23 protein-coding genes and 2 pseudogenes are annotated in these 24,792 nt (G+C 36.7%); 2 read left to right on the top strand and 23 right to left on the bottom strand.

The features are described 5' to 3' along the window. Positions 1–403 precede the first annotated feature (403 nt). A complete protein-coding gene (locus ACQCPR_RS01760; protein WP_427137995.1) occupies positions 404–1,639 on the top strand; it encodes a mechanosensitive ion channel family protein in 1,236 nt (411 codons plus the stop codon). A gap of 373 nt (positions 1,640–2,012) precedes the next feature. On the opposite strand, the gene ACQCPR_RS01755 is transcribed toward ACQCPR_RS01760, so the two are convergent. The 12 genes and pseudogenes from ACQCPR_RS01755 to ACQCPR_RS01700 form a co-directional block, all read right to left on the bottom strand. Next, a complete protein-coding gene (locus ACQCPR_RS01755; RefSeq protein WP_427137994.1) occupies positions 2,013–2,387 on the bottom strand; it encodes an immunity 22 family protein in 375 nt (124 codons plus the stop codon). Between the two features lie 208 nt (positions 2,388–2,595). Continuing rightward, positions 2,596–2,829, bottom strand: a pseudogene (locus ACQCPR_RS01750) (recombinase family protein); the annotation flags it as partial. A gap of 635 nt (positions 2,830–3,464) precedes the next feature. Further along, on the bottom strand, positions 3,465–4,007 hold the full coding sequence (locus tag ACQCPR_RS01745) for a T6SS immunity protein Tdi1 domain-containing protein (RefSeq protein ID WP_427137993.1): 543 nt from the start codon (positions 4,005–4,007) through the stop codon (positions 3,465–3,467). A gap of 14 nt (positions 4,008–4,021) precedes the next feature. Beyond that, positions 4,022–4,200, bottom strand: a pseudogene (locus tag ACQCPR_RS01740) (polymorphic toxin type 15 domain-containing protein); the annotation flags it as partial. A gap of 124 nt (positions 4,201–4,324) precedes the next feature. Continuing rightward, positions 4,325–4,798: an SMI1/KNR4 family protein gene (locus ACQCPR_RS01735; RefSeq protein ID WP_340878807.1), complete on the bottom strand. Its 474-nt coding sequence runs from the start codon at positions 4,796–4,798 to the stop codon at positions 4,325–4,327. 21 nt (positions 4,799–4,819) lie between these two features. Continuing rightward, positions 4,820–6,583 (bottom strand): T7SS effector LXG polymorphic toxin, encoded by a 1,764-nt coding sequence (locus tag ACQCPR_RS01730; protein WP_427137992.1) that lies wholly within the window; start codon positions 6,581–6,583, stop codon positions 4,820–4,822. 371 nt (positions 6,584–6,954) lie between these two features. Then, entirely contained in the window at positions 6,955–8,217 is a 1,263-nt protein-coding gene (locus tag ACQCPR_RS01725; protein WP_427137991.1) for a PTS ascorbate transporter subunit IIC, read from the bottom strand. Position 8,218: 1 nt separating this feature from the next. Continuing rightward, a complete protein-coding gene (locus ACQCPR_RS01720; protein WP_090565094.1) occupies positions 8,219–8,494 on the bottom strand; it encodes a PTS sugar transporter subunit IIB in 276 nt (91 codons plus the stop codon). Between the two features lie 55 nt (positions 8,495–8,549). Beyond that, positions 8,550–10,598, bottom strand: a complete 2,049-nt coding sequence (locus ACQCPR_RS01715; protein ID WP_427137990.1) for a BglG family transcription antiterminator — start codon at positions 10,596–10,598, stop codon at positions 8,550–8,552. Between the two features lie 432 nt (positions 10,599–11,030). Further along, entirely contained in the window at positions 11,031–11,945 is a 915-nt protein-coding gene (locus tag ACQCPR_RS01710; RefSeq protein WP_427137989.1) for a glycine betaine ABC transporter substrate-binding protein, read from the bottom strand. Then, complete coding sequence (locus tag ACQCPR_RS01705; protein WP_269922857.1) at positions 11,942–12,799, bottom strand: ABC transporter permease; 858 nt, start codon at positions 12,797–12,799, stop codon at positions 11,942–11,944. Before ACQCPR_RS01705 ends, ACQCPR_RS01710 begins: the two co-directional genes overlap by 4 nt. 1 nt (position 12,800) lies before the next feature. Then, complete coding sequence (locus tag ACQCPR_RS01700; protein WP_427137988.1) at positions 12,801–14,054, bottom strand: quaternary amine ABC transporter ATP-binding protein; 1,254 nt, start codon at positions 14,052–14,054, stop codon at positions 12,801–12,803. A gap of 214 nt (positions 14,055–14,268) precedes the next feature. On the opposite strand from ACQCPR_RS01700, the gene ACQCPR_RS01695 reads away from it, so the two are divergent. Next, a complete protein-coding gene (locus ACQCPR_RS01695; protein WP_090565116.1) occupies positions 14,269–14,826 on the top strand; it encodes a GbsR/MarR family transcriptional regulator in 558 nt (185 codons plus the stop codon). Positions 14,827–14,943: 117 nt separating this feature from the next. Here ACQCPR_RS01695 and ACQCPR_RS01690 read toward each other — a convergent pair whose 3' ends face one another. The 11 genes from ACQCPR_RS01690 to phnH all read right to left on the bottom strand — a co-directional run bounded on the left by ACQCPR_RS01690 (position 14,944) and on the right by phnH (position 24,781). Then, positions 14,944–15,801, bottom strand: a complete 858-nt coding sequence (locus ACQCPR_RS01690) for an ABC transporter permease subunit (protein ID WP_427137987.1) — start codon at positions 15,799–15,801, stop codon at positions 14,944–14,946. Beyond that, entirely contained in the window at positions 15,801–16,589 is a 789-nt protein-coding gene (gene phnE, locus ACQCPR_RS01685) for a phosphonate ABC transporter, permease protein PhnE (RefSeq protein WP_093495261.1), read from the bottom strand. Before phnE ends, ACQCPR_RS01690 begins: the two co-directional genes overlap by 1 nt. Before the next feature lie 12 nt (positions 16,590–16,601). Continuing rightward, positions 16,602–17,375, bottom strand: a complete 774-nt coding sequence (gene phnC, locus ACQCPR_RS01680) for a phosphonate ABC transporter ATP-binding protein (protein WP_427137986.1) — start codon at positions 17,373–17,375, stop codon at positions 16,602–16,604. An 83-nt stretch (positions 17,376–17,458) separates the two neighbouring features. Beyond that, a complete protein-coding gene (locus tag ACQCPR_RS01675) occupies positions 17,459–18,499 on the bottom strand; it encodes a PhnD/SsuA/transferrin family substrate-binding protein (protein WP_427137985.1) in 1,041 nt (346 codons plus the stop codon). Between the two features lie 148 nt (positions 18,500–18,647). Beyond that, positions 18,648–19,454 carry a PHP domain-containing protein gene (locus ACQCPR_RS01670; protein ID WP_427137984.1) on the bottom strand — a complete coding sequence of 269 codons (807 nt, stop codon included), beginning with the start codon at positions 19,452–19,454 and terminating at the stop codon, positions 18,648–18,650. Continuing rightward, positions 19,444–20,166: a phosphonate C-P lyase system protein PhnL gene (locus ACQCPR_RS01665; protein ID WP_090565128.1), complete on the bottom strand. Its 723-nt coding sequence runs from the start codon at positions 20,164–20,166 to the stop codon at positions 19,444–19,446. The genes ACQCPR_RS01670 and ACQCPR_RS01665 overlap by 11 nt, the downstream gene beginning before the upstream one ends. A gap of 20 nt (positions 20,167–20,186) precedes the next feature. After that, positions 20,187–21,368 carry a phosphonate metabolism protein PhnM gene (gene phnM, locus ACQCPR_RS01660; protein WP_427137983.1) on the bottom strand — a complete coding sequence of 394 codons (1,182 nt, stop codon included), beginning with the start codon at positions 21,366–21,368 and terminating at the stop codon, positions 20,187–20,189. A 13-nt stretch (positions 21,369–21,381) separates the two neighbouring features. Further along, positions 21,382–22,221, bottom strand: a complete 840-nt coding sequence (locus tag ACQCPR_RS01655) for an ATP-binding cassette domain-containing protein (RefSeq protein WP_427137982.1) — start codon at positions 22,219–22,221, stop codon at positions 21,382–21,384. After that, a complete protein-coding gene (locus ACQCPR_RS01650) occupies positions 22,214–23,080 on the bottom strand; it encodes an alpha-D-ribose 1-methylphosphonate 5-phosphate C-P-lyase PhnJ (protein WP_427137981.1) in 867 nt (288 codons plus the stop codon). The genes ACQCPR_RS01655 and ACQCPR_RS01650 overlap by 8 nt, the downstream gene beginning before the upstream one ends. Beyond that, a complete protein-coding gene (locus ACQCPR_RS01645) occupies positions 23,070–24,185 on the bottom strand; it encodes a carbon-phosphorus lyase complex subunit PhnI (RefSeq protein ID WP_340878797.1) in 1,116 nt (371 codons plus the stop codon). Before ACQCPR_RS01645 ends, ACQCPR_RS01650 begins: the two co-directional genes overlap by 11 nt. Continuing rightward, on the bottom strand, positions 24,185–24,781 hold the full coding sequence (gene phnH / locus ACQCPR_RS01640) for a phosphonate C-P lyase system protein PhnH (protein WP_090565139.1): 597 nt from the start codon (positions 24,779–24,781) through the stop codon (positions 24,185–24,187). The genes ACQCPR_RS01645 and phnH overlap by 1 nt, the downstream gene beginning before the upstream one ends. Between the last annotated feature and the right edge of the window lie 11 nt (positions 24,782–24,792).

Here is a 24,792-nt window from a genome sequence, read left to right as displayed (position 1 = left end):
ATTTGCTTCAAGCAATCCCGAATTCAGAAAAGCATTTGTAAATATAATCGCTCAGCAACGATTCTGGAATAGAGATTTCTACTAAACTGATCTTTGGTACCATGTTCTAAGTAATTTAGACAATTGTACACTGTTGAATAGAATAACTAAATGAGTGAAAGCCTTGTAGAGAGATTTCTGCAGGGTTTTTTAGATTTTAATAGCACCCTGTGTAAGAAACAAACATGAAAGTTTAAACATTCATGTTTATTGGAAATATCACGAATGTTTCCTACACAGGGACGAAGATTAGGGACGAAGATTAGTTTTTTCTGATACAATAATAATTATCTCATTTCACTTGTTACAAATATGAGCTGCGCATTAGGGTACCGACAATAATATATACAATGAGGTGAAATATATGGATTACATTTATAACCAACTTTTAAAACTAGACATGGATTCCACCTTAGCAGGGTACCTTTCCATTATTATTATGTGTCTTTTAATAGTTCTTATCTGTATTATTGCTAATTTTATTACGAAAAAGGTAGTAATCAGGATAATCTCTAAAATCGTGAAAAACACTAAATTCCGATGGGATGATATGCTTTTGGAAAGGAAGGTATTTCATAAGCTATCGCATATCGTTCCAGCGATTATTATTTACTTCTTTGCTTCCGCCTTTCCAGAATCCCTTGAATATTTAATCCAAAAGGTTGCAATAGCATATTTAATAATTATGGGGTTAGTCATTATTAGTAGCGCTTTAAATGCTATGAATGATATTTATCAAACCTATGAAGTATCTAGAACCAAGCCTATTAAAGGGTATATTCAAGTCGTTAAAATTGTAATCATAACTCTTGGGATCATTCTGGTGATCGCGAACCTTATAGGGAAAAGCCCACTTCTTCTTCTAAGTGGAATTGGGGCACTTTCTGCAGTGTTCATGTTGGTTTTTAAGGATTCTTTATTAGGTCTTGTTGCGGGGATTCAGTTGTCGACGAATGATATGGTTCAAGTTGGGGACTGGATTGAAATGCCAAAGTATGGTGCAGACGGAGACATTATTGATATTTCCCTAAATACAGTCAAGGTGCAAAACTTTGATAAAACTATTACAATGATACCAAGTTATGCTCTAATATCCGATTCTTTTATAAATTGGCGTGGGATGCAAAACTCTGGAGGACGACGGATCAAACGTTCATTATTTATCGATAAGAACAGTATTTCATTTTGTTCGGAAGAGATGATTGATAACTTTAAAAATATCCACTATCTTTCGGATTATGTAACCCATAGAGAAAGTGAAATTGCAGAATACAATACAAGAAATAAAATTAATCAGAGTAGTCGAGTGAATGGAAGGGCTCTTACAAATATTGGTGTGTTTCGAGCATATATTAGCAACTATCTTCGTCATCATCCTGGAATCAATCAGGAAATGACTTTAATGGTTAGGCAGTTAGCCCCAACCGAGAACGGATTACCATTAGAAATATATGCATTTACCAACGATATACAATGGGCAGTGTATGAAACGGTTCAAGCAGATATCTTTGACCATCTTCTCGCCGTAGCACCGGAGTTTGGAATTCACCTTTTCCAGAATCCAACTGGAAATGATTTTAAAAAAATTACTGATATATGAGTTAAATAAACACATAAATTGAAACAGGTGTAGAAAAACGTATCTTTTCTACACCTGTTTTTTGCTGACTTCATTATTTTTACTCAACTATCGACAAGGTTATTTACACAAAGTGAAATTCATTAAATAGGGCATAAAATTTAAAGGTACTGTATGTACTAAAAAATTTGTTAAAACATCAGATTGGGATTGCAAGGGGTATCTCTATTCTGTAAGTAATAAATAGTTCATTCATCACTAGGTATCTCTTTAACAAAGAAACCTTGAAAGGCAATTTGCCAATCAAGGTTTCACATAAATTACATTATATCTCAGGTATATATATCAATCTCTTTGCCTGGAGACTTACTAATTAGGACCTTTAAGAGTTATTTTATTCATAATTTGTAGTAGCAATAAAATCAAAAGCACCTGTTGAACTAATTTCATTTTTATATTCAAAATTATATATTAAAATTACTGCATTATATGATTTCTTTAGGTTTATACTTTTCTGGATTTTTGAGATGACAATTTCTTCATACGAACAGCCATCTAATAATGCTGAAATATCACTACTACTATTCTTATAGACCGCTTTTTCTATAGTATCCTCATCTGTTTCATCCATATCAATATTAAAATCTATAAAGAATTGGGATGGGACAGACTCACCATCCTCATCATACGTTAAATCAACATACTCTCCTATTGAGTCCTCATCGTTAATATTCCCTAACCAAATTGAAACCCATCCTTGTTTTTCCATTATAGTATCCTCCTACTTTAATCTTAGACCTTGCGGTAAAGACGATACTCCACCCTCTAATTTATTATTAGCCCAATTATTAAGTCGTCTAACAAATGTATCATAGTCGCTAGAAGTATCTATTATTGCTAAAAATTCATTATGTGCTTTACTTGAGCCTAATGAAAATTGGGAGTCATTAACGGCTTGTATTGAGTACAACCAACTAATTAATTTGGACAGACGAAAGGTGAGCCAACATTTTCTGTAAGCCCAACCTGTCTATTTCCAATGCTTCTTCATTCAGTTTCGCGCCACTTATTCCTTCATCTCTAAAAATATGTATCAAGTTCCAGCCCTGTTCTTCACAGTATGCTTTGATTTCATCTTCTTGATATTTCAAACTGTATCCATCTTTCGCTTGCCCTTGAGTCGAGGCCCGTATATACCCAACAACGTTCAACTTTTCACCCTCCCGTTACATAAATTGTAATTTTCGTAACGCTTTTTTTACGAATAGCGAGTATTATACGACCGTCTCTAGTAAAAATACAACACAATTTTTGTCTGCCCTATTGCTAAACTAGGAACTTTCTTATGTAACCTACCGTTTATCGCCACGAACTTTGTCATTCTCGTTAGTTTTTTATCCATTCCCTGTCATAACTACCCCTGCCATATTATCGTACTTTTCTTACTATCAAAGTATTAAAACGATACTCCATGATAGTACAACCATCATGAGCTTTCGATTCTCAAACAAATCACATTCTTATTGTCTCACTCAAAAATCTTCACTTTTTATTATTCACTATCTTTATGTATCCGTATCGATACCACCTTTAGCATTACGAGCTTTGTCATTGTCTTTAGTTTGTGGGTTTTGCAGTATCATAAGTCTCCCTGCCACTTAAAATGTCATCTCGCCTATTTATCGTACTTCTCACAAAATCCAAATATAAAATCAATACTCCATGATGGTACTACCTTCATGAGCTATGAATTTCAGTAAAGCAATATCCAATATCGTCCAAAGTTAAGATTTCTAAAAAAAAACAAAAAGTGCTTATAGTTAATTCTGTAACATACTCCCGAATATTACTGAACTGGTCCCATAAATTCAGTAATAATAAGAATATGTTCCTTCAGTTTGACTTTTTTTAGATTCTCTACTTTTTCTGCTCCACCTAAACCTAATAGCGGTGTATAGCCGAAGCACTCATCATAATGCAACTCACTATATTGTTTAAGGGCTTCGGGATAAGGTTGCCAAGACAAATCTTCATCTTTAAATTCCAAATCATTAATATTTTGAAAGAAAAATTCAAATGTAAACATAATTGTCTTTACCACACCATACCTGCAATTAAGTAGTCTAACATATCCATCTGACCAAATAACTAGGTCACCCATACCTGTAGCAAACAACACAACTGAATCTTTGTATCTCTGACTACTCTCTCCCAAAATCTCTTTAAATTCCTCTGGATTTACACTTTTAAAATACCCTTGCATAAATGTACCAAATCCATAATTACTCCATAAATCTATAATTTCATTTGGTACCAGTTGCATATATTTTTCAATGATTTCACTCGGAACCTTATTATGCAATTTAAAATCTTTTAGATATTTTTCCATTTATACTCCTCCCACTAATGTGTTAATTTCACATTTAAATAAGTATTTTTTAGTTGTTCTGGTGTCATACTTTTTGCTAATTCCTTGATTTGTTCATCAACAATATCAATCCTATATCGCCATTGACTACCTATTGTGAATCTATTCTCTTATCTCCCAAACCTCCTATTACTTCAGCCTTTCCTCCTGCTATCAATTTCTCACAAAAAACAAAAAGCACCTGTTGCCTATTAGACAATCAAGTGCTTAAAGTAAATTAAATAAGTGTTACTAACTTAAGGGCATTATATCAAGGTTTAGATACTACCGACAAGTATCTATTCTGTTAACATATTTAGAAATTCTTCAAAGCTATTACTTACAATATATGTTATAGGATTTAAATCTGAAGACTCTTCATGATTCCAAACGCATACAATAGGCTCTTCAACATTGTTACGATAGTCTAAGCAAACAAAGTCACCTGCAAATAAAACAGCTATTGGTAGCAGTTCAGTACCTACTAAATTTTCATCAAAAACAATTCTTTCGTCTAGTTGTGTTCTAACTACTCCTATATCGTAATACTCATCATCTCTTTCCCCGGTTACTTTTAAAATACATAAAAACCTATCAATCGCATAAATATGGCTATTACACTTAAAACTATCCTTTATAGGAGTACTACCATTATATTTTTTTATAAATTCTTTATACGTCTCTGGTAAATTTATTCTCCACTTACCTTCCTTTTCAGAAAGCAAAGTATCGTCCGGCAAGGGATAAATTATTGAACCATCCTTAAATTCCATTTCTATACCTCCTCAATATTATTATCTTGGAGCGTCGGCCCACATTCCTTTTGTCCTTCCACCATTATGAGGTGTAATATTATGAATACCAAAGGGGACTAGCTCCATTTTACCAGGAACCTCCGTATGATGCCATGTTATCCCTTTTCTTGTACCACCTATTTGTTCGTCTAACCACTTAAACTGTTCTTTATCCGATAACTTCCAAAATCTCTCTGGTAGCTGAACAGTCTCTTCTACAACACCTGCACTTGCAAAGTCGGCAAATCCATACCTCATACCATCTGCTTTTGTAACCTTTATTTCAGGAATATGTCCTTTTTCTATAGCCATTTCTTTTATCTTTCTTTTTTGAGCAGAAGACAAGCTATCTCCACCCGGAATAGTATCATCCCAAGACCAAGGTTTGTTTAAATCAACATGTTCTTTATATACTTTTGCATAGTCTTCAATGACTTCATCAAATTTCTTGTTACCATTTATAAAATCATCAATATTTCTTAAATTAGTTTCACTAACTCCCTTATCTTTAACCGTACCCTTACCAGTATTCTTTGCCTTTTCTCCACTTTTCAACAAATCTAGTCCGGTATCCGCAATCTTTATTGGTTTACCAAAGGTAAATACAGCTGCGGCTAATCGTTCGTTTACAGTAGAATCAGGACCAAACATTGTAACGAGGTCCTCTGTATAGAAGTCGAAGGCAAACATACCAATTGGCGCTAGTCCATCTGCTGTTCCCGATCCATTCCCACCAACAACTTTTCTCATTCCTTCAAAAGTATGTAAGTATTCACCTGTTAGCGGATCGACTAGGGTATCTGAACGGTAGTTACCGAAATCAGGGTGTTTCGCCAACTCAGCATAAATCACCTTCAGTTCTTCATCTACTATATTTGTGTCATTTACTTTATCCTGCCTGTCGCTTTGTACGGACGACAATCTAGAAAAAGCTAATGTTTCAGGCCCAAAAAGAATAATTGGACGATGGATTAGTCCACCATAGCCAAAACGAATTGGATTTGTACTAGACATAAAGGTTTTGAACATCAAATTTAACTGACTTTCTTTAGATAGTTTGTTCGAAATTCCAGCAATCGATGTTGTATGAATTATCAGGTCCGACTGAAATCTATTACGTGAAGTCAACTTCGCCCAGTGATTTTGTTGAAAGTCGATATCCGTAAGATTACTGTTAAACATTTCTTCCATGTTTTGGATCCATGTATCCATTGCATCCATGTCTTGCTCGAAAGGTAGCAATGCGGCTGTCTGGGTTGCATCAAATTCTTGTAGCCTACCTACTGTATCGTCCCTCTTTCTTTTCGCATTTAGAACACTTTCCTGTACTCCACTATCATTCAGATGTGGAAGGGCCACGATATCACTTACCTGGTCCATAATACTGTTTGACTCATTCGTTAGATTTTCAGTCAGTTGTGCGATTGTAGTAAGTCCCTGCTCTACCTCACCTTTTAGAAATTGCTCCACGATATGACCAGACGTATCTGGTTCGAGTGCATCTAGAGCGTTTTCCATTTGTTGAAGCACTTGCTTATAACCAGCGGCAGAAACGAGGAAGTATTGGAGTAAAGGTAGATGACATTCCGCATAGAAAGCCCGAATAGCATTACCTCCTTCTCCTTTAAGTTCGTCTTCCATCCCTACTAATCCTTCTACTGTACGCTGAATTGCTTCTATCTCGCTTTCAAGCCTGTCCAACATTGCTATATTTCGCTTGAGTCCATCTTGAAATAAATCTACGTCTAATATTTTCATAGGCATACTTTTAACTCTTCTTGTCTAGAGAAAAAATCAAAGTAACACCTGCCTACACCATTATATGATATCTTCCTTTCTTGATACATTAAATTCCTCCTCATCCCCTTATTAGTATAATATTCCATTTTTTATACGGTTGGTAAAGGTGGAAGTATATAATTTTAGTAAAATGAATCATAGGGCGGGTTAATATGACATTCAAAGCATTACTAATGTTTTAGAAGAATTTACATAATGGTTTATAAATATCTACATAAGTAGGTCAAACTTCCCCCGATTAACAAAATAGCCATGGACTGCTATCGTCCATGGCTGTTTTGATTTTTATTTAAACTGATAGGGTGATTTCCTACGTAGTTGTACTGTTCATGTTGTTAACTAAATAGATTAATAATATACCCAATGATAATTCCTACTACACCGAAATCAGAGTCTCCAAAAGTGGTGCCTTCAAATCCTAGGGAACCTAGAACTGGCAACAACATTGCTGGTAAGAAACTGATTAATATTCCTTGTACAAAAGCACCAATTACAGCACCTCTACGTCCTCCTACCGCATTACCAAATACTCCAGCGGCTGCTCCACAGAAAAAGTGTGGAACAAGTCCTGGTACGATTACTGCCAATCCTGCGAGTGGAAGTAAAAACATACTTAGTAATCCTGCTACGAAACTTGATAAAAACCCTATAATAACCGCATTTGGCGCAAAGGGGAATACAATTGGTACGTCTAGTGCAGGTTTTGCGTTTGGAACAATTTTATCTGCAATCCCTTTAAATGCAGGAACTATTTCAGCAATTAACATACGAACGCCTGCTAAGATGATGAAAACACCGGCAGCAAAGGTAATGGCCTGTAGTAATGAAAATACTAAAAAGTTAGTACCATCACTTAGGTTTTCCTCTATGTAACTAGGACCAACAAAAAGAGAAACCACAAGGAACATGATAGTCATTGTCAACGCTAGTGCTACAGACGAATCTCGTAAAAAGCCAAGGGATTTTGGTACTTTGACCTCTTTCGTAGATTTCGTTTTGTCACCTGTCAATTTCGCAACTTTAGCAGCTGCAAAATAACCGAATGATCCGAAGTGACCTACAGCAATATCATCTGAACCTGTAATTTCTCTTACCGTAGGTTGTAGCATTGCAGGTAGTAGAACCATTAATGCACCTAAAATTAGAGAGCCTATGATTACAAGAGGAATACTACCCATCCCTGATGTGGAAAGAACAGCAGCGAGTAAACAAGCCATGAACATAGTGTGATGTCCTGTCAAGAAGATATATTTAAACTTCGTATATCGAGCTAAGACGATATTAACTAACATACCTATTAACATAATCATAGCTGTCTCAGTACCAAAAGCATTTTGTGATAACGCCACAATTGCTTCATTGTTTGGAATAACACCTTCAATATTAAATGCCTTTTCAAACATATCTCCGAATATAGTTAGTGAACCCGTTAATACCGTCGCACCTGCATTAAGAATAATGAATCCCATTATTGTTTTTAATGTCCCAGAAACAACATCGGTAATCGCCTTCTTTTGTAACATCAAACCAAATAAAGCGAACAAACCAACCAGAATGGCAGGAGTCCCTAAAATATCCTTCATAATCAAATCGAACATACTATTTTTCCCCCAAGATATGAGAAGTTAACGCTTTCTGGATTTCATCTGCACTGACCATATTGATAATACTAATAGTTTTTTTGTTACCATCTTGCAATTGTTCCATAATTTCAGGAGTGCCAATATAATAATCAGCTACTTCGGTCTTTGCACTCGCTAAGTCCATATTCTTACATTCACCATCAATATTCAATTCTTTTAGCGCCTTATTTACATTTATTGATAAAATAAAACTCGTACCTAAACCATTTCCACATACTGCTAAAATTTTCATTTTTATTTCCTCCTATTAATAGTTAGTTTCGATCGTATATCCATTGCACACAAGCCTATAGTTCAGAGAACTCTACAACTAAATCTAGAATATCCTGTTTTGTCTGCGCCTTCTTCAAAAGTTCTAATTTTATAGGATCACTCAACAATGTAGTCAATTGAGCCAAAGCTTTTAAATGTGTTTGGTTATCAATAGCAGCTAAACATATGAATATTTCTACTTTGTTTTGCTCCTCACCTAGCAAGTAACTAGGTTCTGATAATTTCAACAAGCTCATCCCTAATTTTTTCACTCCAAATTCTGGACGTGCATGAGGGATCGCAACTTGTTCGCCGATGATAATATACGGTCCCATTGTTTCTATGTTCTCAATCATGACATCTACATACTGATTTGTAATTGAATCATTTGATAACAAAGGTTCCGCTGCTGTCTTGATTGCATCTTTCCAATCACCAATATTATGCATAAATTGAATATTTTCTTCGATTAATAAATCCTTTAACACTGGTTGTTTCCTCCCTAGATTCAAGTGATCATTTTTAAACAAGGCCTGTTGTAATGCACTTTTTAGCAGATCAGGCTGTTTGATATCAGCATACTGACGAATAATTTTTATTAACTCATCTGAAGTTGGATTATGGTATGACTGTTGCAGCGTAAGCCCTTCTACTGTTTGTACTAGTTCCTTCTTTTCCATTTCACTCATAATCGGTCTAATAATAAATAATGGTTTTATTGTTTTAAGTACAACAGTGGAAAATACAAGATCATACTCTGTATCTTTAAGATGTTGAAAATCATAAGATGAAAACGACGAAGTCCACTTAAACTGTGGAAAAAGTGATCTTAACTGATTTTCCAGCATTAAACTTGAACTAATCCCATTTGGGCAAACGATTACAGCCCTAAATAATTTTATTGAACTTTCACTATCCAGTTTAAGTAACCCTCCGAAATGAAGGGTAAGAAAGCCTACCTCATCTTCCGGTACCTTAATATTTAACATTTCCTCAATCGGCTTGAGTACTTCCTTAACCACAATAAACAAGTCTCGATGCTCTTCCTTAATATCATCCAGTAATACATTTGTAATTGGTATTTTAAAGAGCATCCGGTAGTAAGCTGGCTTGAAATGTAAATATAGTGTTTCCATTGCCTTGTTTCTATCTAACAATTGAATACATGCATAACGTTCAAAGTTAACAATGATTTTCTCCGTAATAGCAAACAGCGCATCAGTCCTAGCAGGGCTAACCTCACCTTGGCATATGCCAAGTAGTTGAATGGTCAAAAAAGCAACTTCTTCCCGATTAGTTGTATATCCTAAGCGTTGCTGTATCAATGTAGACACCAAAAAAGCCTGTTGATTTTCCAAAAAATTCACTGTATCTGGATAAATCTGCACCTTTTTTTGTTGTTGTTGGCGAATATGTATCATTTGAAGCAAGTAGATAAATTCATCCAATCTGTCTTCAGTGAATGAAAATGAATATTGCTGTTCAAATTCCTTCAAAACTTGTTGATAGTCCTCATACTGATTTTGCAATTGTTGCTGTTGAAATATAAATGTGAATTTCTCATGAGCATATGATTTAATCTTTAACATGGAAATTGCCTTAAGCATTAGGTTTCGCTTATCTTCTTCCGTACCTTTTAAATGGTACCCATGTTCTCTTGAATAGCGTACTTCTACACGGAAATCCACACAAAACTTATTAACTCGCTTCACATCTGAACTGACGGTATTTTTACTAACACCAAACAAATGTTGAAAGTGAAAATTGGAAAGAGGTTCATGTCGGATGAAAGTATATAACAGGAATATGATTACTCGCTCTACTTGCTCAAAAGAAAATTGATTTGCTACAAAACCTGCTCCATTTCCCTTCCAATAATCGACAACCTCTTGTTCTATCAAGATTCGGTCACCCGAAATTCTAATGGGTGGTACCCCCACGTCTAATAGAAAGCTATTAACTTTCTCTACATCATATTGAAACTGACGTTCTGTTAAGTTTATCTTGTCAATAAAAGAGGATTGTTGCGCCGGTTGCAATTTCATCAATTGATAAAAAGTATTTAGGCTTCGTTTCTCCAGCATCACTAGCTCCCCCTCACATAAATTATAACGGAAATCGCTTTCACTTCAGATGACATTTGGTCACAAAAGTTGCTTTCAATTTCTTACTACATTGGTATGTACATTTTATAACAATAAAACTCATAGTAAATCCACCAGAAGCTTAGAACAACTTATTAATATTGAAGGTACAGTTGAAACCTCCGTGACACTTAAAACCCAATGCTAAAAAAATATGCATTCCTAAGGTTTTGCTGGTACTAAAGTGATTACATATAGGAATATCCCTTGTTATATAGAGAAGCAGGAGCTTAGACTGGAACTCAGATAAACAAACATGAAAATAGAAACATTCACGTTTGTTTGAATTAACGCGAATGTTTCCTACACAGGGACAAACTAAAAAACCCCAGAACAAGTTTTAAACTTGCTCTAGGGGTTTGTTTATAATTATTATTTTTTCAAATCTTCAATTGATGTGATGTCCATATATGCTGGAACAACTAAGCCAATTTTCACACCTGTCATGCTTGTGCCAAGGTCTTCAAATTTACCATCGAATTTTTCAGCATACGTAGCATGTGTTAACGGCAACCATCCAGCAAGTGATGCATCTGCACTACCGTCGGCAATAGCTGTCCACATTGGACCTGCTTCAACTTGAAGCATTGTTACGTCATATCCTAAGCTTGTTAATACGATGCTCATAACGTTTGTACTGGCGATTTCACTATCCCATGCAACATATGCAAGTTTAATCTTGTCGCCGTCGACTTTTTCAATACCATCTGTCCATGCTGCAACTTTCTCGGGATTTGCATCTACCCAAGCTTGTGCAGCTACTTCTGGTTTTTCACCGTCTTTAATAGCAATCATCACTTCACCCATATCATCCTCTGACCAGTTGAAATTGGAAAGGACTTGGTGAGCTTCTGGCATTTCTTCTTGTAATCCAGTACGACCAATTGTGTGAATTTCTTCTTCCCCACCATATGAACCTTTTGGATCTTCAAGATATTTCAAATCATATTCAGCAAATTTCCAGTGAGGAGTCCAACCTGTTACGACAATCGGCTCTTCCGCATCATATGCTTTTTTTAGAGATGCTGTCATTGCAGCACTTGAACCACTTACAAGGTCCCACTCATCTAATTCATAATCTGTAATAGCTCGTTCTGTTGCTTCCATAATTCCAGCACCAGGATCAATACCAGTAATTTTGTAGTCAAGTGACTCTCCAACTGAACTTGCATTTGAATCCGTAGATGATGTTGAATCATTTTTATCTTCTGTATCCCCACATGCTGCTAACCCAAGTGAAAGTAATGCAACTGCTCCTAGACCTGTTAACTTTTTTGCTAATTTCATATTGTATTTCCCCCTAGTTTTTTCTTTCTATTTCCAGCGTATTGCGTGATTCTATCTAAAATAATCGCAACGATTACGATAGATAGTCCAGTTTCTACGCCAACTCCTGTTTTCAATTGTGTAACAGAACGGTAAACTTCTTCACCAAGCCCCGGTGCACCTACCATCGAAGCTATTACAACCATTGATAGGGATAGCATTATACTTTGGTTCACCCCTGCCATAATCGTAGGTTTCGCTAGTGGGATCTGGATTTTAAACAACCGCTGCCACGTCGTTGAGCCAAATGCTTCTGTTGCTTCTATTAAATCTTTTGGTACTTGCTGAATGCCTAACATCGTCAAACGGATTGTTGGAGGCATTGCGAAAATTACCGATGCTACAACTCCCGGTACGACCCCAATATTGAAAAAGAAAATTGCCGGTATTAGATAGACGAACGCAGGCATTGTTTGCATTAAATCCAATATTGGATTTACTACCTTTCGAACACCAGCTTTTTGAGAACTAAGAATCCCTATAGGAATACCAATCACTAGTGCGAAGATGACTGAAGTCAATACTAACGTTAGCATCTGAAGCATTGGGTACCAATATCCTAAATAATCGATGAATAAAAGGCCAATCAGTGAGAAGAAGGCAATCTTCCTCGTAGAAATTAGTCCCGCTATTAAAGCAAAGATGAAAGCTAATAATATAGAAGGAACTAAATCCAATATATCCACTGAACCTTCTACTACTCCTTCTAGTACATCAGCAAAACCGTCTAGACCTGTTCCAAACGTATCTACTAACCAATCAACTCCAGTATCAATCCAATCGGCAAAAGGTAGGCGAGGTAATAGTTCATTCATCTTAAATCACCTCCGTAATAGGTTGCTCTGCGGAATCCACTGTTCCATCTTTGTTAATGAACTCTTTATCACCAGATAGTGCACCTATGAGGGCACCACGTATAATAATTCCTTGTAGCTTTTGTTCTTCATTAATAACCGCTACAGGAATGCTTGCTGTTGAGACAACATCAAATAACTCTGTGAGAACCGTATCTGGTAAAATCATCGGAAGATCAGAAATAATGACATCATTCAGTGATTTCTCTGATTCAATCGCAGCTACAGTATCTTGCGCTGTAACAGCTCCCAATAAGCGATTCGCATTATCTACTACATATATAGAAGAAATACCTAATTGTTTCATCAGTCGAAGTGCTACACGAGGACCACGGTCAACTTTTACTGTGTCGGCTTTTTTCATAATATGACCAGCAGTTAGTACTTTGGATAAATCTACGTCTTCCACAAATCTTTCAACATACTCATTGGATGGACTCATCAGAATTTCTTCAGGAGATCCAATTTGAACAATTTCCCCGTCCTTCATCAGTGCTATACGGTCACCAATGCGAAGGGCTTCATCTAAATCATGTGTGATGAAAATTATTGTTTTTTGCATATCGTGATGAAGCTGAAGCAGCTCATTTTGCATGTCTTTTCGAATAAGCGGATCTAATGCACTAAACGCTTCATCCATAAGCAAAATATCTGGGTTATTCGCAAGTGCTCTAGCAAGACCAACACGCTGTTGCATACCTCCACTTAGTTGTTTCGGGTACTGTTCCTCATATCCTGCAAGACCGACAAGTCTTAAAGATTCTATTGCTTTTTCGTTTCTTTCTTTTTTAGAAACCCCTTGGATTTCTAAGCCATACTCTGTATTTTCAACAATTGTTTTATGTGGAAAGAGGGCAAAATTTTGAAATACCATTCCAATTTTCTTCCTTCTTACATCACGAAGTTGTTCCTTATTCATCTGAACAATATCCTTACCATCTAGTAAAATTTGGCCCATTGTTGGATCTATTAATCTATTAAGCATTCTAACTAATGTTGATTTACCACTTCCGGATAAACCCATAATGACGAAAATTTCACCTTCATTGACATCAAAGGATACTTGTTTCACTCCAACAGTTGCACCAGTTGCTTTCAAAATTTCACTTTTTGATTTACCATCTTTCAGCAACTGTATTGCACGACCACTACTTTTACCAAAAATCTTTGTAGCGTCTTTTACTACTATTTTTTTATTTATATATTCTTCACTCATGCCTTCACTCCTCACCGTCCGAAACACACGAACCCTATTCATTATAGAGTTAATTTCATAAATTTTCAACAGTTTAAACTAAATTAATTGTTTGTACAGTAAAAACTGTACAATAAATATTTAAAAAAATTGCTTTTTGGGTAAGGATATAATACATTTAAATTTAGTTAGCTGGATTATGTGAACAAGGCTAATTTCAGTGGAGGGAACGTATATGGAGGACCATGAAAAAATAGATAAAGCACGGGAGAGAATTATAGAGACAATTGCCCAAAATATACATTTATACGGCTTGGTACCTTCTGCAGGTAGACAATTCGGAACAATGTTTTTTCAAAATGAACCATTAACATTAGATGATATGACAGAAAAACTAGGCATGAGTAAAACAAGTATGAGCACTTCTGTCCGAGCACTATCTGAACTAAAGTTAGTCGAACGTGCCTGGAAAAAGGGAGTTCGTAAAGATTTATATAAAGTGACAGATGATTGGCACCAAAGCTTCATCGATTTGTTTTCTATTAAATGGCAAAGATCAGTCACACTGCATACGGCGGCAATTAAAAAGTCACTGGCAGAACTTGAAGAATTATTACAGAATCCTGTCCTAAGTGAAGAATTACGTGAAGAGGTTCAAATAGATATTGATAAGCTGAAATACATGAAAGACTATTACAACTGGTTGGAACGCCTCATAGATGCTTTTGAAGACCAACGAATTTTCGATTTAGTTCCTAAGTTTGAGAATTCTAACGAAAATACTAAAAACTAATACAAAACCCCAAAATAGCTGCACTTTTTACAGTGCATACTATATTGGGGTTTTTGTGTCCCTGTGTATAAAACAAACCTGAAAATTTAAACATTCATGATTGTTTGAATTAACATGTTAATTTACAGATGTAGCTGGGAAATAACGACTTTTTAATCTAGTAGATGTTAACTCTAAGACAATTGCTAGGATTAGGATCATGTAAGTAATTAATCCGACCTCTCGCATATCAAAGTAGAATCCAGAAGCCATAAACAATTCGAATCCGATCCCTCCTGCACCTGCTGCGGCTCCCATTGCAACAGCTACAGAGAAATTGATTTCGAATCGTAAGAATGTCCAAGATAGTAAATAGGTGAACGTCGAGGGTAAGATAGCATGAGTTACAGTATGCCACCAGTTAGCACCAGTTGCAGTAAGTGCCTCCAATATCCCCTTATCTACTTCTTCAAAAGCCTCCGAAAATGCTTTTACTAAATAGGCAATTGAGTGAAATAGCATTCCAAGAACAGCTGCTTCACTTCCTAGCCCTGCTGCGATTGCAAAGATTAGTACCCATAAAACGGTTGGTACTGCGCGAACAAAGGCTACTAGAATTCGTACTGTTTTCGATATCCATTTGTTTGATAAATTAGTTGCTGCCATCAAGGCCAAGAAGAAGGCAATCACTGCTCCTAGAATTGTCGAAAGAAATGCTAATCCAAGCGTAATTCCTACTTGATAAAAAGCCTCCCCCCATGTGAAGTGACTCAAAGCGGGTTCGAGGAACATCGTCTTCAAATTATATGCTGTTTCTGAAATTGCTTTAGTTAAATCTAAGCCAGAATAATTAAATGACATAAAAGCTAAAATAGTTAGTGCAAACAGAACAATCCCTGTCGCTTTCATGACGCGTTCTACTTTGTTGCCAGATTTAATCGAAATTCGACCGTTTGACTTTTTCCTGATGTATATCGGTGTGGATGTTACTTCCATTATAGAATCACCTTCCGGATATGATTTGAAATCAGTTCTAGCATAATAACGGAAATGACGATACTAAGCGTAACAAGCGCCACTGCATGATAGTTAAGGGTTTTATAATAGAGGTCAAATGAGTATCCAATTCCCGTACCAGTTAAGATACCAACTAATGTGGCACTACGGATATTTGTCTCGATCATAAACAAAATCCAACTGATCATTTGAGGCAAACATTGTGGAATAACTGCTTTATAGACAATTTGAAAGTAGGTAGCACCAGTGGCCCTCAAGGCTTCCACTGCGCTTTGGCTAGCTTCATCGATAGATTCAATAAATGCTCTTGTTAAAAAGCCCAGCGAGCCAACAAACAAAGCTAAGTACCCAGTCACTGAATTTTGCCCAAAGGATAGAAGCAATATTAAAGCCCAAGCAACCACTGGAATATTTCTTGCCACCGAAGCGATAAATCGAGCAAATGCACCAAGTAAATTACTTGTTCCAGTTGTTTTTGAACCCATTAACCCTAAAAAGAGAGAAAAGACTGTCGCAGTTGTGGTGGCTGCAATAGACATAAGAATAGTTTCTGCTAATTTCTCCAGTATTTTCGGGAGCCTTTCTAGCGTTTCTTGGGTAATAAATAGATTTGAAACTATCCAAGTAAAAGCATTTGGTAACGTAGCAATTCCATGAATGATATTAAAGTTCGTTATATCCGATGATAAATATGTCAGGACGATTATAATCGTAGCAAAGATAATCGTTTGCCATTTCCGTTGGTTTCGCATTACTTTTTCATTCACTTTGATTACTCCTTACACAGTAACTAACTGTCTTTTTTCTACCGTTTTTGTGCCATAAATTAGATCCGTACTGTCTGTAGATAATCTATAGCTAGGACCGTCAAAGACGATGCCACCTTTACTTAAGCCGATAATACGATCAGAATAGCTTCGTGCAATTTCCACTTGATGCAAATTCACAATGCATGTAATGTTAAGCTCCATCGTAATCGATTTTAAATAATCCATAATCACTTTAGATGCATTGGGATCAAGTGAAGCAATTGGTTCATCACACAGAACAATTTTCGGCTCTTGGATGAGAGAACGAGCAATTCCTACACGTTGTTGCTGACCACCACTTAGCTGATCACATCTTTTATATGCATGCTCTCCAATTCCTAATTTTTTTAGAAGGTAAAAAGCTTGTTCCTTTTCATCTTCTGTAAATTTCCCTAATATACCTTGAACAGTTGTTTTATATCCGAATCTACCATGTAGTACGTTCTCGATAACAGATAAGCGTGGAACAAGATTATAATGTTGAAAAATCATGCCAATGTTTGTACGCATTTTACGTAGTTCCTTTTTGTTCAAAATACCTACGTCATTACCATCAAAAATAACTTTGCCTTCGTCGATTTCCACCATCCGATTTATACAGCGTAATAGTGTTGATTTTCCAGCTCCTGATGGTCCAATAATTGATACAAATTCTCCAGCTTCTACTTCAAAGCTAACATCGTTAAGAACTTTCGCATCCGCGTTATATGACTTTCCTAATTTCTCCACTTTAAGTAAGGACATTTATCTGTACTCCTTTAGCTAATTTAATGAATAAGAGCATGCATTTATACGTATGCATACTCTTATTTTGAATACCTTGTTTACTATTTTGAAAGTTCACGAATTGGATTGAACCAAGCATCTTCTACTTCCGCGAATCTTTCATTTCCTGACTTAAAGAATAATCCACCATCTCCTGAATCCTCTGGAACAAAGATCTTTTCATTGTTTGCAATTTCATCAGAGGTGAATAATTCTATTAATTTATCATAATCATCTTGACCTAAAGCTTCTAAATTTGCTGCAAATGGTGCGTTTAATACTGGTGTAACAGACATTAACAAAAATTCTTTCCCTGTAACAGTGTTAAAAGGCTCTGCGGCATCGTCTTTAACTTTATAAACAGACCCGACTTTGTTCTCGTCACCTTCCACTACATCCACGTAGTTTTCTACACATGTATCACAGAAAGCAGCGACCTCTGAATTATTACTTAATAGGTTTACTGCTGAACCCTGATGTGAATTGCCGAATAATACTTGAGAGAATAGCTTGCCGCCCTCCATCAAATCTTCTGCTACTAAATCTTCAAATCCTGATTTTTTTACATAGTGAGAAATAATGGATGACGTCGGTACCACAAATCCCGATGTCGAGCTATTTGATACAAATGAAATACTTTTTTGTTCTAATTTATCTAATGAAAATTCTCCGTCTACCTTGAAATCATCTTGTGCATCTACATTTATAGCTAACCAACTATGGTACAATGCGTCATCTAATGTACCTGATTCACCTGTTGGTACGACTAAAGGTTGAATAGCATCGTTTCCATTTTTAGCTTCGATATAACCTTGCGCTCCCATGAAAGCAAGGTCAGCGTTATTATTTATTAATGTTTCAATGGCAATTGCATAATCAGTAGTTAACTGATGTTCCACTGTTTTACCAGTAGCTTCTTCAATTACTCGTCCAATTTCATCACGTGAAGACTTCATATCCGAACCTGATTCATTTGGATACCAAGCGATTTTTATCACGTCATCCACTTCAGCGTTTTTCGCCCCAGCAGTTCCTTCTGAACATGCAGATAACAATATAGCTACCACTAAAACCAGACTGATAATAGACCAATTTTTCTTCATTAATAATTCTCCTTTTCGCTAAATGAAATGGTAGTGCATTTAAAACCTGTTCGTACATGTATATTGAAACATAAATTATTTACCAATTGTGGAAATTTACAGTATCTTAGCAGACTATTAAACTTCTTTACATCTTGACAAGTATTATTTAGCTAAATCTTTCAAATAAAGGACTCACAATATCTCCAACTTCAATAGTGGCGCCATATGAGCCGTGAAAATCCGTGCCACCTGTCATAATTAGTCCATATTTTTCTGCTAAAATTTCTACCTTTTGATAATCTTCCGCAGTGTGATCTAAATGGTTTCTTTCAATTCCACCTAAGCCAGCCTCTATTAGCTCGGGTATCAACTCATAGGTATTTAGCTGACCAGGGTGTGCAACGACTGCTAATCCCCCATCTCCGACAATGGCTTGTATTGCCTCAAATACATCAATGTATTGGATATCTCCTGAAGCAACACCATTACCTTTAAATAATTTTTTATATAGCTCTTTATATATTGCAGATGTATAAGGGGCTTCCGTTAAATTATGCATAATATGTTGCTTGTAAATTATGTCGGATGGCTTTGCAGATTCCTTAATCGCTGCAAGATCAAGTTCATATCCAACAGCTTTTAATTGTTGTATTTGCCAAAGCGAATGTTCTTGCCTTCGCTTTAACAATGGATTACAAATAGCTTGGATATGAATTGCTTTAGGATGATAGTTATATCCGAGCACATGTACTTTACGGTTTCTTTTAAAGTCAAAGGCGGAGATTTCGATACCAGGTATGACTTTAACTCCGTATTTTTTACCAAGTGCAAGAACTTCTGGGAGTCCCTTGACTGTGTCATGGTCAACAAAACTAATATGCGTGACACCTTGTAAGCTTGCTAGTTTCATCACTGTTTCAGCATATTCCGATCCATCTGAATAGCGGCTATGAACATGTAAATCAGCTTTCATAGGTTATCGTCTCTTTTACAACTGTTTGCTGTCTTGACTGTATATCGTAAACCTTGTCACATAGACCTTCCATGAATTCAATATCATGAAATATTCCAACTAAGGTTGTACCTTTATTTTTCAGTTTTTCAATCATTTCACGGACTTTTACTTTAGATTGTTGGTCGAGACTTGCAGTTGGTTCATCTAGCAATAGTAAACGCGGATTTTTCACCGTTGCCATCGCAATGTTTAGTCTCAGCTTTTCCCCACCAGAAAACGTATTAGGATAGCTATCCCATAATTTTGGATCCATTTCGAAATGTGTTAGTGCCTCTCCTGACTCCTTGAGAGCAACTTCCTCGGATTCACCCATTTCTAGTAATGCATTAATAACAAGCTGACGGCAGGTCGTTCTTGGCATAACGTTTAAAAACTGGGATACATATCCTATCTCATATTGGCGTAAATAAAGCATTTTTCTTTCCGATATTGTTGCCAAATCCACTTGTCCAAAACGTGCCGAGTTATATAAAATATTGCCGGTATCAGGTAAATAGGAGCGGTAAATACTCTTCAATATCGTCGATTTACCACTGCCACTTTTCCCAACAATTCCAATGAACTCCCCAGCTTCTAAGGAGAAATTAATATGTTCGATTGCTGGCATTGTTTTCTCTAAGTGATGAATCGTGAATCGTTTGCCAAAATCCTTGATTTCTAGCATTGTCATTTCACTACCTCCTTGATTTACTATTTAATCCGGTAATGTGTTGTCGTTATTAATGCTCCGTTTACCATTGTTGTAGTCAGCATCGGATACCCATCTTCCATACGTTCAATCACTAAAATATCCGCTTTCTTGCCAGGTTTTATCGAGCCCAACTCATCGTCCATTTTTACTGCTTTAGCAGGATTTAACGAGACCATCATAAACATTTTGTGCAAATCATTGCCATGCTTCTCGTGCAGATCAAAGATTGCGTGTAGCAATGCTGCTGGATAGTAATCACTACAAAGAATATCTACACAGTCGTTTGCAACTGCTTCAGCCGCCGACAGATTGCCGGAGTGTGAGCCACCGAGAAGCACATTAGGAGCCCCCACAATTGTATGTAGCCCAATTTCCTTTGCTTTCTTTGCTACTTCAAGGGTTATAGGAAATTCACTAATTGTTGTTCCAAAGGATTTTACTAATTCTAACTTTTGAATTTTGTCATCGTCATGTGATGCAATTGCAATACCTTTTGAAATCGCAATGTCTGCTACTTCCTTTATTTTTTCACTTGTTAAAAATTCTGTACTTTGCCGCTCTGCAATTAACACATTGACGTCATCATCTGAAATGTCCCGGTACCCTTTTAATGTTTCACGATATACTTCAAGATTTCGATACTGACCTTGCCCTGGTGTATGGTCCATAAATGACAACAGATGGACTTTGCCATCCTCCATATTTTTTACAAGCGTGTCTATTTCATCTACATTGTCTATTTCAAACCGTGCATGCATGCGGTGACGGATTAAATGTAGTTCTTTATGCGTCGCGTCGATCGCATCTACCATTCGCTGAATATTATTCGGATTTCGCATCGGTTTATGGGTAAAAACATCTTCTCGGTAAAATGACAGGGAATGAAACATCGTAGTGATTCCATGACTGATCAATATTTTCTCTGCTTCCCTCAAACTAATATTGAAGTCCATCATACTAGTTGGTCTAGGCGATGCTATTGTCTCAATATAATCCGAATGGATATCTATAAATCCAGGAGATATGTATCCCCCTCTTGCATCTATTAACTGCGCATTGGTATAAGTAGACACTGTTTCTTGGGGAATTATCGACTGAATTATTTCACCTTCCACTACAACCGCATACCCTTCCAAAATTGTTTCTTCTGTTATGATTTTCCCATTATGAATAATGTACAAAGTCACCGCTCCTCTATAATAATGAGTAAACTAATTGCTGTGTGTACTCATGCTGTGGGTCTTCTAAAACTTGATCGGTTAAACCTTCTTCGATAACTTTCCCGTTCAACAGCACGATGGTACGATCTGCAAGCATACGTATTACGCCTAAATCATGCGAAACAACAATCATACTAATCCCTAAATCTCGTTGGATTTTTTTGATTAAATCCAACACGTTAGCTTGCACGGAAAGATCCAATCCGGTAGTTACTTCATCTAAAAAGAGAATAGGAGGATTATTCGACAACGCCTTTGCAATTTGAACCCTTTGCTGCATCCCCCCCGAAAAGTTTCGCGGTTCTTCTTTCATGCGATGCAAAGGTATATGCACATTATTCAACAGTTTTTTACTCGTAGCTTCCATATTTGCAACATTGCGATTCCCTGCCGCAATTAATTTCTCCGCTATATTGCCGACAGAAGAGAAGTTCATTCTTAAACCATGGACAGGGTTTTGATAAACCATTCCATATACATGATTACGGATAGAGCGCTTTTGCTGGGAGGATAATCCAAAAACATTCTGCCCAGCTAATATCGAATCACTAATATACGCTTCTCCTGAAGTGACATCTGCATCGAAATATAAGCATTGCATCATCGTAGATTTACCACTTCCACTTTCCCCAACGATTCCTAAAATTTCTCCTGGGTACAAATCGAATGAAATATCTTGGCATGCATAAACTGTCCCACAACTCTTACAAAAGTTTTTTTCTAAATTCCTTTTCATAAGTTCAGAGCAATCCTTGCACCCCGTTCCAAATTGCTTCCGTAGGTTCCTTACTTGGAGTATCGGCTTCTCATGCATAGCTAGTTTGCACCTCAACTTTCTCTTTCCTGTTCAGTTGATCCATACAGAAACTTGTATCGTTGCATTGATGACTCTTTTCCCCTGTTTGTTGATCTATTATTTCATCTAAAAAGATATCTGTTGAACCACATAAGTGACACTTATGACCTTCAAAGGACTCCACAGTGAATGGATAGTCCTCAAAAGCTAGAGATTCCACATTTGTAAAAGGTGGAACTGCATATATTTTCTTTTCTCGCCCTGCTCCAAGTAAGATTAAAGACTCTGATTGATGCATTTTATTGTTATCAAATCTAGGAATTGGGCTCGGTGCCATCACATATCGTCCATTTACGTAAACAGGGTGATCGGCAAATGTTGCCGTCCTTCCGTATTTCATGATTTGTTCAAATAACATGAGCCAAACACCGCTATAATCGTCTTCTGAATGCATTCTTTTCGTCACAAATTCCCTTTCTTCCACTCCTCGAAGTGGTTCTGGAGTAGGCACTTGTAAGACAATAATTTGATCTTTTTTTAAGGGAACTTCTGGTATACGGTGCCTTGATTGAATTATAGTTGCTTCTGAGGTTTCCTCTGTTAGCTCTACATTAGTGGTTTCATGAACTAACTTTTTTATACTAACTGCATTTACAGATTCGTCTGCACCCTGGTCAATTACTTTCAGCACATCCGACTTACCAATGATGGAAAGGGTAATTTGCAATCCCCCTGTACCCCAACCACGTGCAATGGGCATTTCTCTTGAAGCAAATGGCACTTGATAACCCGGTATTGCTACAGCTTTCATGATTGCACGGCGAATTTCTTTTTTAGATCCTTCATCGAAAAATGCAAAATGGGTATTAGCTTTCAACTGTTTGCCCCCCTTTCTTCACTTGACGGATACTATCGAGTTTTGATTGGAACGTCACATAATGTGGTAGCTTCAAGTGGGAAATAAACCCTGTGGATTCTACAGAATCTATATGCAATAGCACAAATTCTTCATCATGTGTTGGAAAATCTGATTCTGGTTGCTCCAGGCATTGATCTAAAATGCTCATAGCGATAGCTTTCGTTTCATTTTGCCCATAACAAATGCCATATCCAATTTCAAATTCCAGTTCATATTCGTTATTTTCATTTTTCACGTTCGTTGGAACAAAAGACTCAACTTCGGTTACTTTAATTTCACCAATATAAAATTCATCCTCGTCACTATGCTCCATCTCATTTGGATGCTGCACATAAATCGGGACAAATCCTACTCTAACTTCTCCGACAGTTGGATGAACCTGCCCATATCCTCTTAATGATGCATAGCCTAGTGAAGTAACTGCACCAGTTTGTCCTCTTGTTAGAACTTGAAGCCTCTCACTACGCGTTGTTGGAAATTTTAAACTTCGCTTTGTAACATCTATAGGAGGGGTATTGTCTGCCTTGTATGTTTCAAAAAGTCCTTCTTCTCGCAAGTAATCTACTACTTTAGGAAAATAGCTTACTTCGCCTAAAGCTTCAATTTGTTTTAATTGATCTTTATAATTTTGTAACCATTGTAGGTTATTTTCTAGATTTTCTTCTATTAATGTAAAATCTAGTAAGCGGTGTGTGTAATCATACGTCGCTCCTAATAATTGTCCACCTGGGATATCTTTGAAACTTGCTGAAATACGACGCTCTACAAACATCTTTTCAGGCTCAACTGTTTGACTGTAATAAGGACGGGGCAAAGTCGAACGATGAGCCCTCATAAGAAATACCGCCTCTTCCATACTTCCTTCCGCTTGCTTGACAGCAAGTGCTGCCAAGTATGGAGAATACAAGCTACTTTCTGACATAACTTGATCAACCATTCCCCGCATAGTTGACATAATCGTCTCTACATCAATTATTTCTTGACCTTTTAACCGTTCAAACTTTATGCGCTGAATAGATGCATCAATTGCCTGCGTGCCGCCTTTTACCGGAACGTATCCCATTAGCTCACCCCCATAACACTGATTGATGTTGTTCGAGGAATGCAGACTACTTGAGCGTTTTCGTCTGTGAAAATCAAATCAATACCTAGTGGATATTCTTTCGTTTTTTCGTTTCTCGCTTGCCACATCGAGTGATCAAAGCTTGTATGCAATTGTGCTGTTTCCTGAATTCCAGGACCTCTCAAAGTCAATTCACCTTCACTAGATAATAACGTGCTTTCAATAATCCAAGTTGACGATAGCTGAGGATCAATCAGGGTACCGTTTTTACAATTTTGAAGACCACTTTGTATAGCTGTTTCTGTATCTTCACGCAACACAATGACAAAGTCTGCTTCGTTAATTGGTGCATATTTTGCAGATGTATATTCTGAAATTTTTTCGATTAACTCTTGCTGATCCTCTGAAAGTATGTGAAATGTAGTTTCTGCATCAAAAAATGTCATGGCACTTAAAATAGTTGCGTCGTAACAAGGAAGATTCATATCTACACGCTCTGCTATATCAGTTAGGGACGAAATGGTGCCTGGTCTAGACATACTGTGCAATATTAATCTGTAAACTTGCTGTAAATCATGTACTTGATCAAACGTCATACTATCTCTCC

It is taken from the genome of Psychrobacillus psychrodurans (genome assembly GCF_050209195.1).
GTDB lineage: Bacteria > Bacillota > Bacilli > Bacillales_A > Planococcaceae > Psychrobacillus > Psychrobacillus psychrodurans.
The sequence above is the reverse complement of the archived record's forward strand: the minus strand, read 5'-3'. Positions and strand labels throughout refer to the sequence as shown.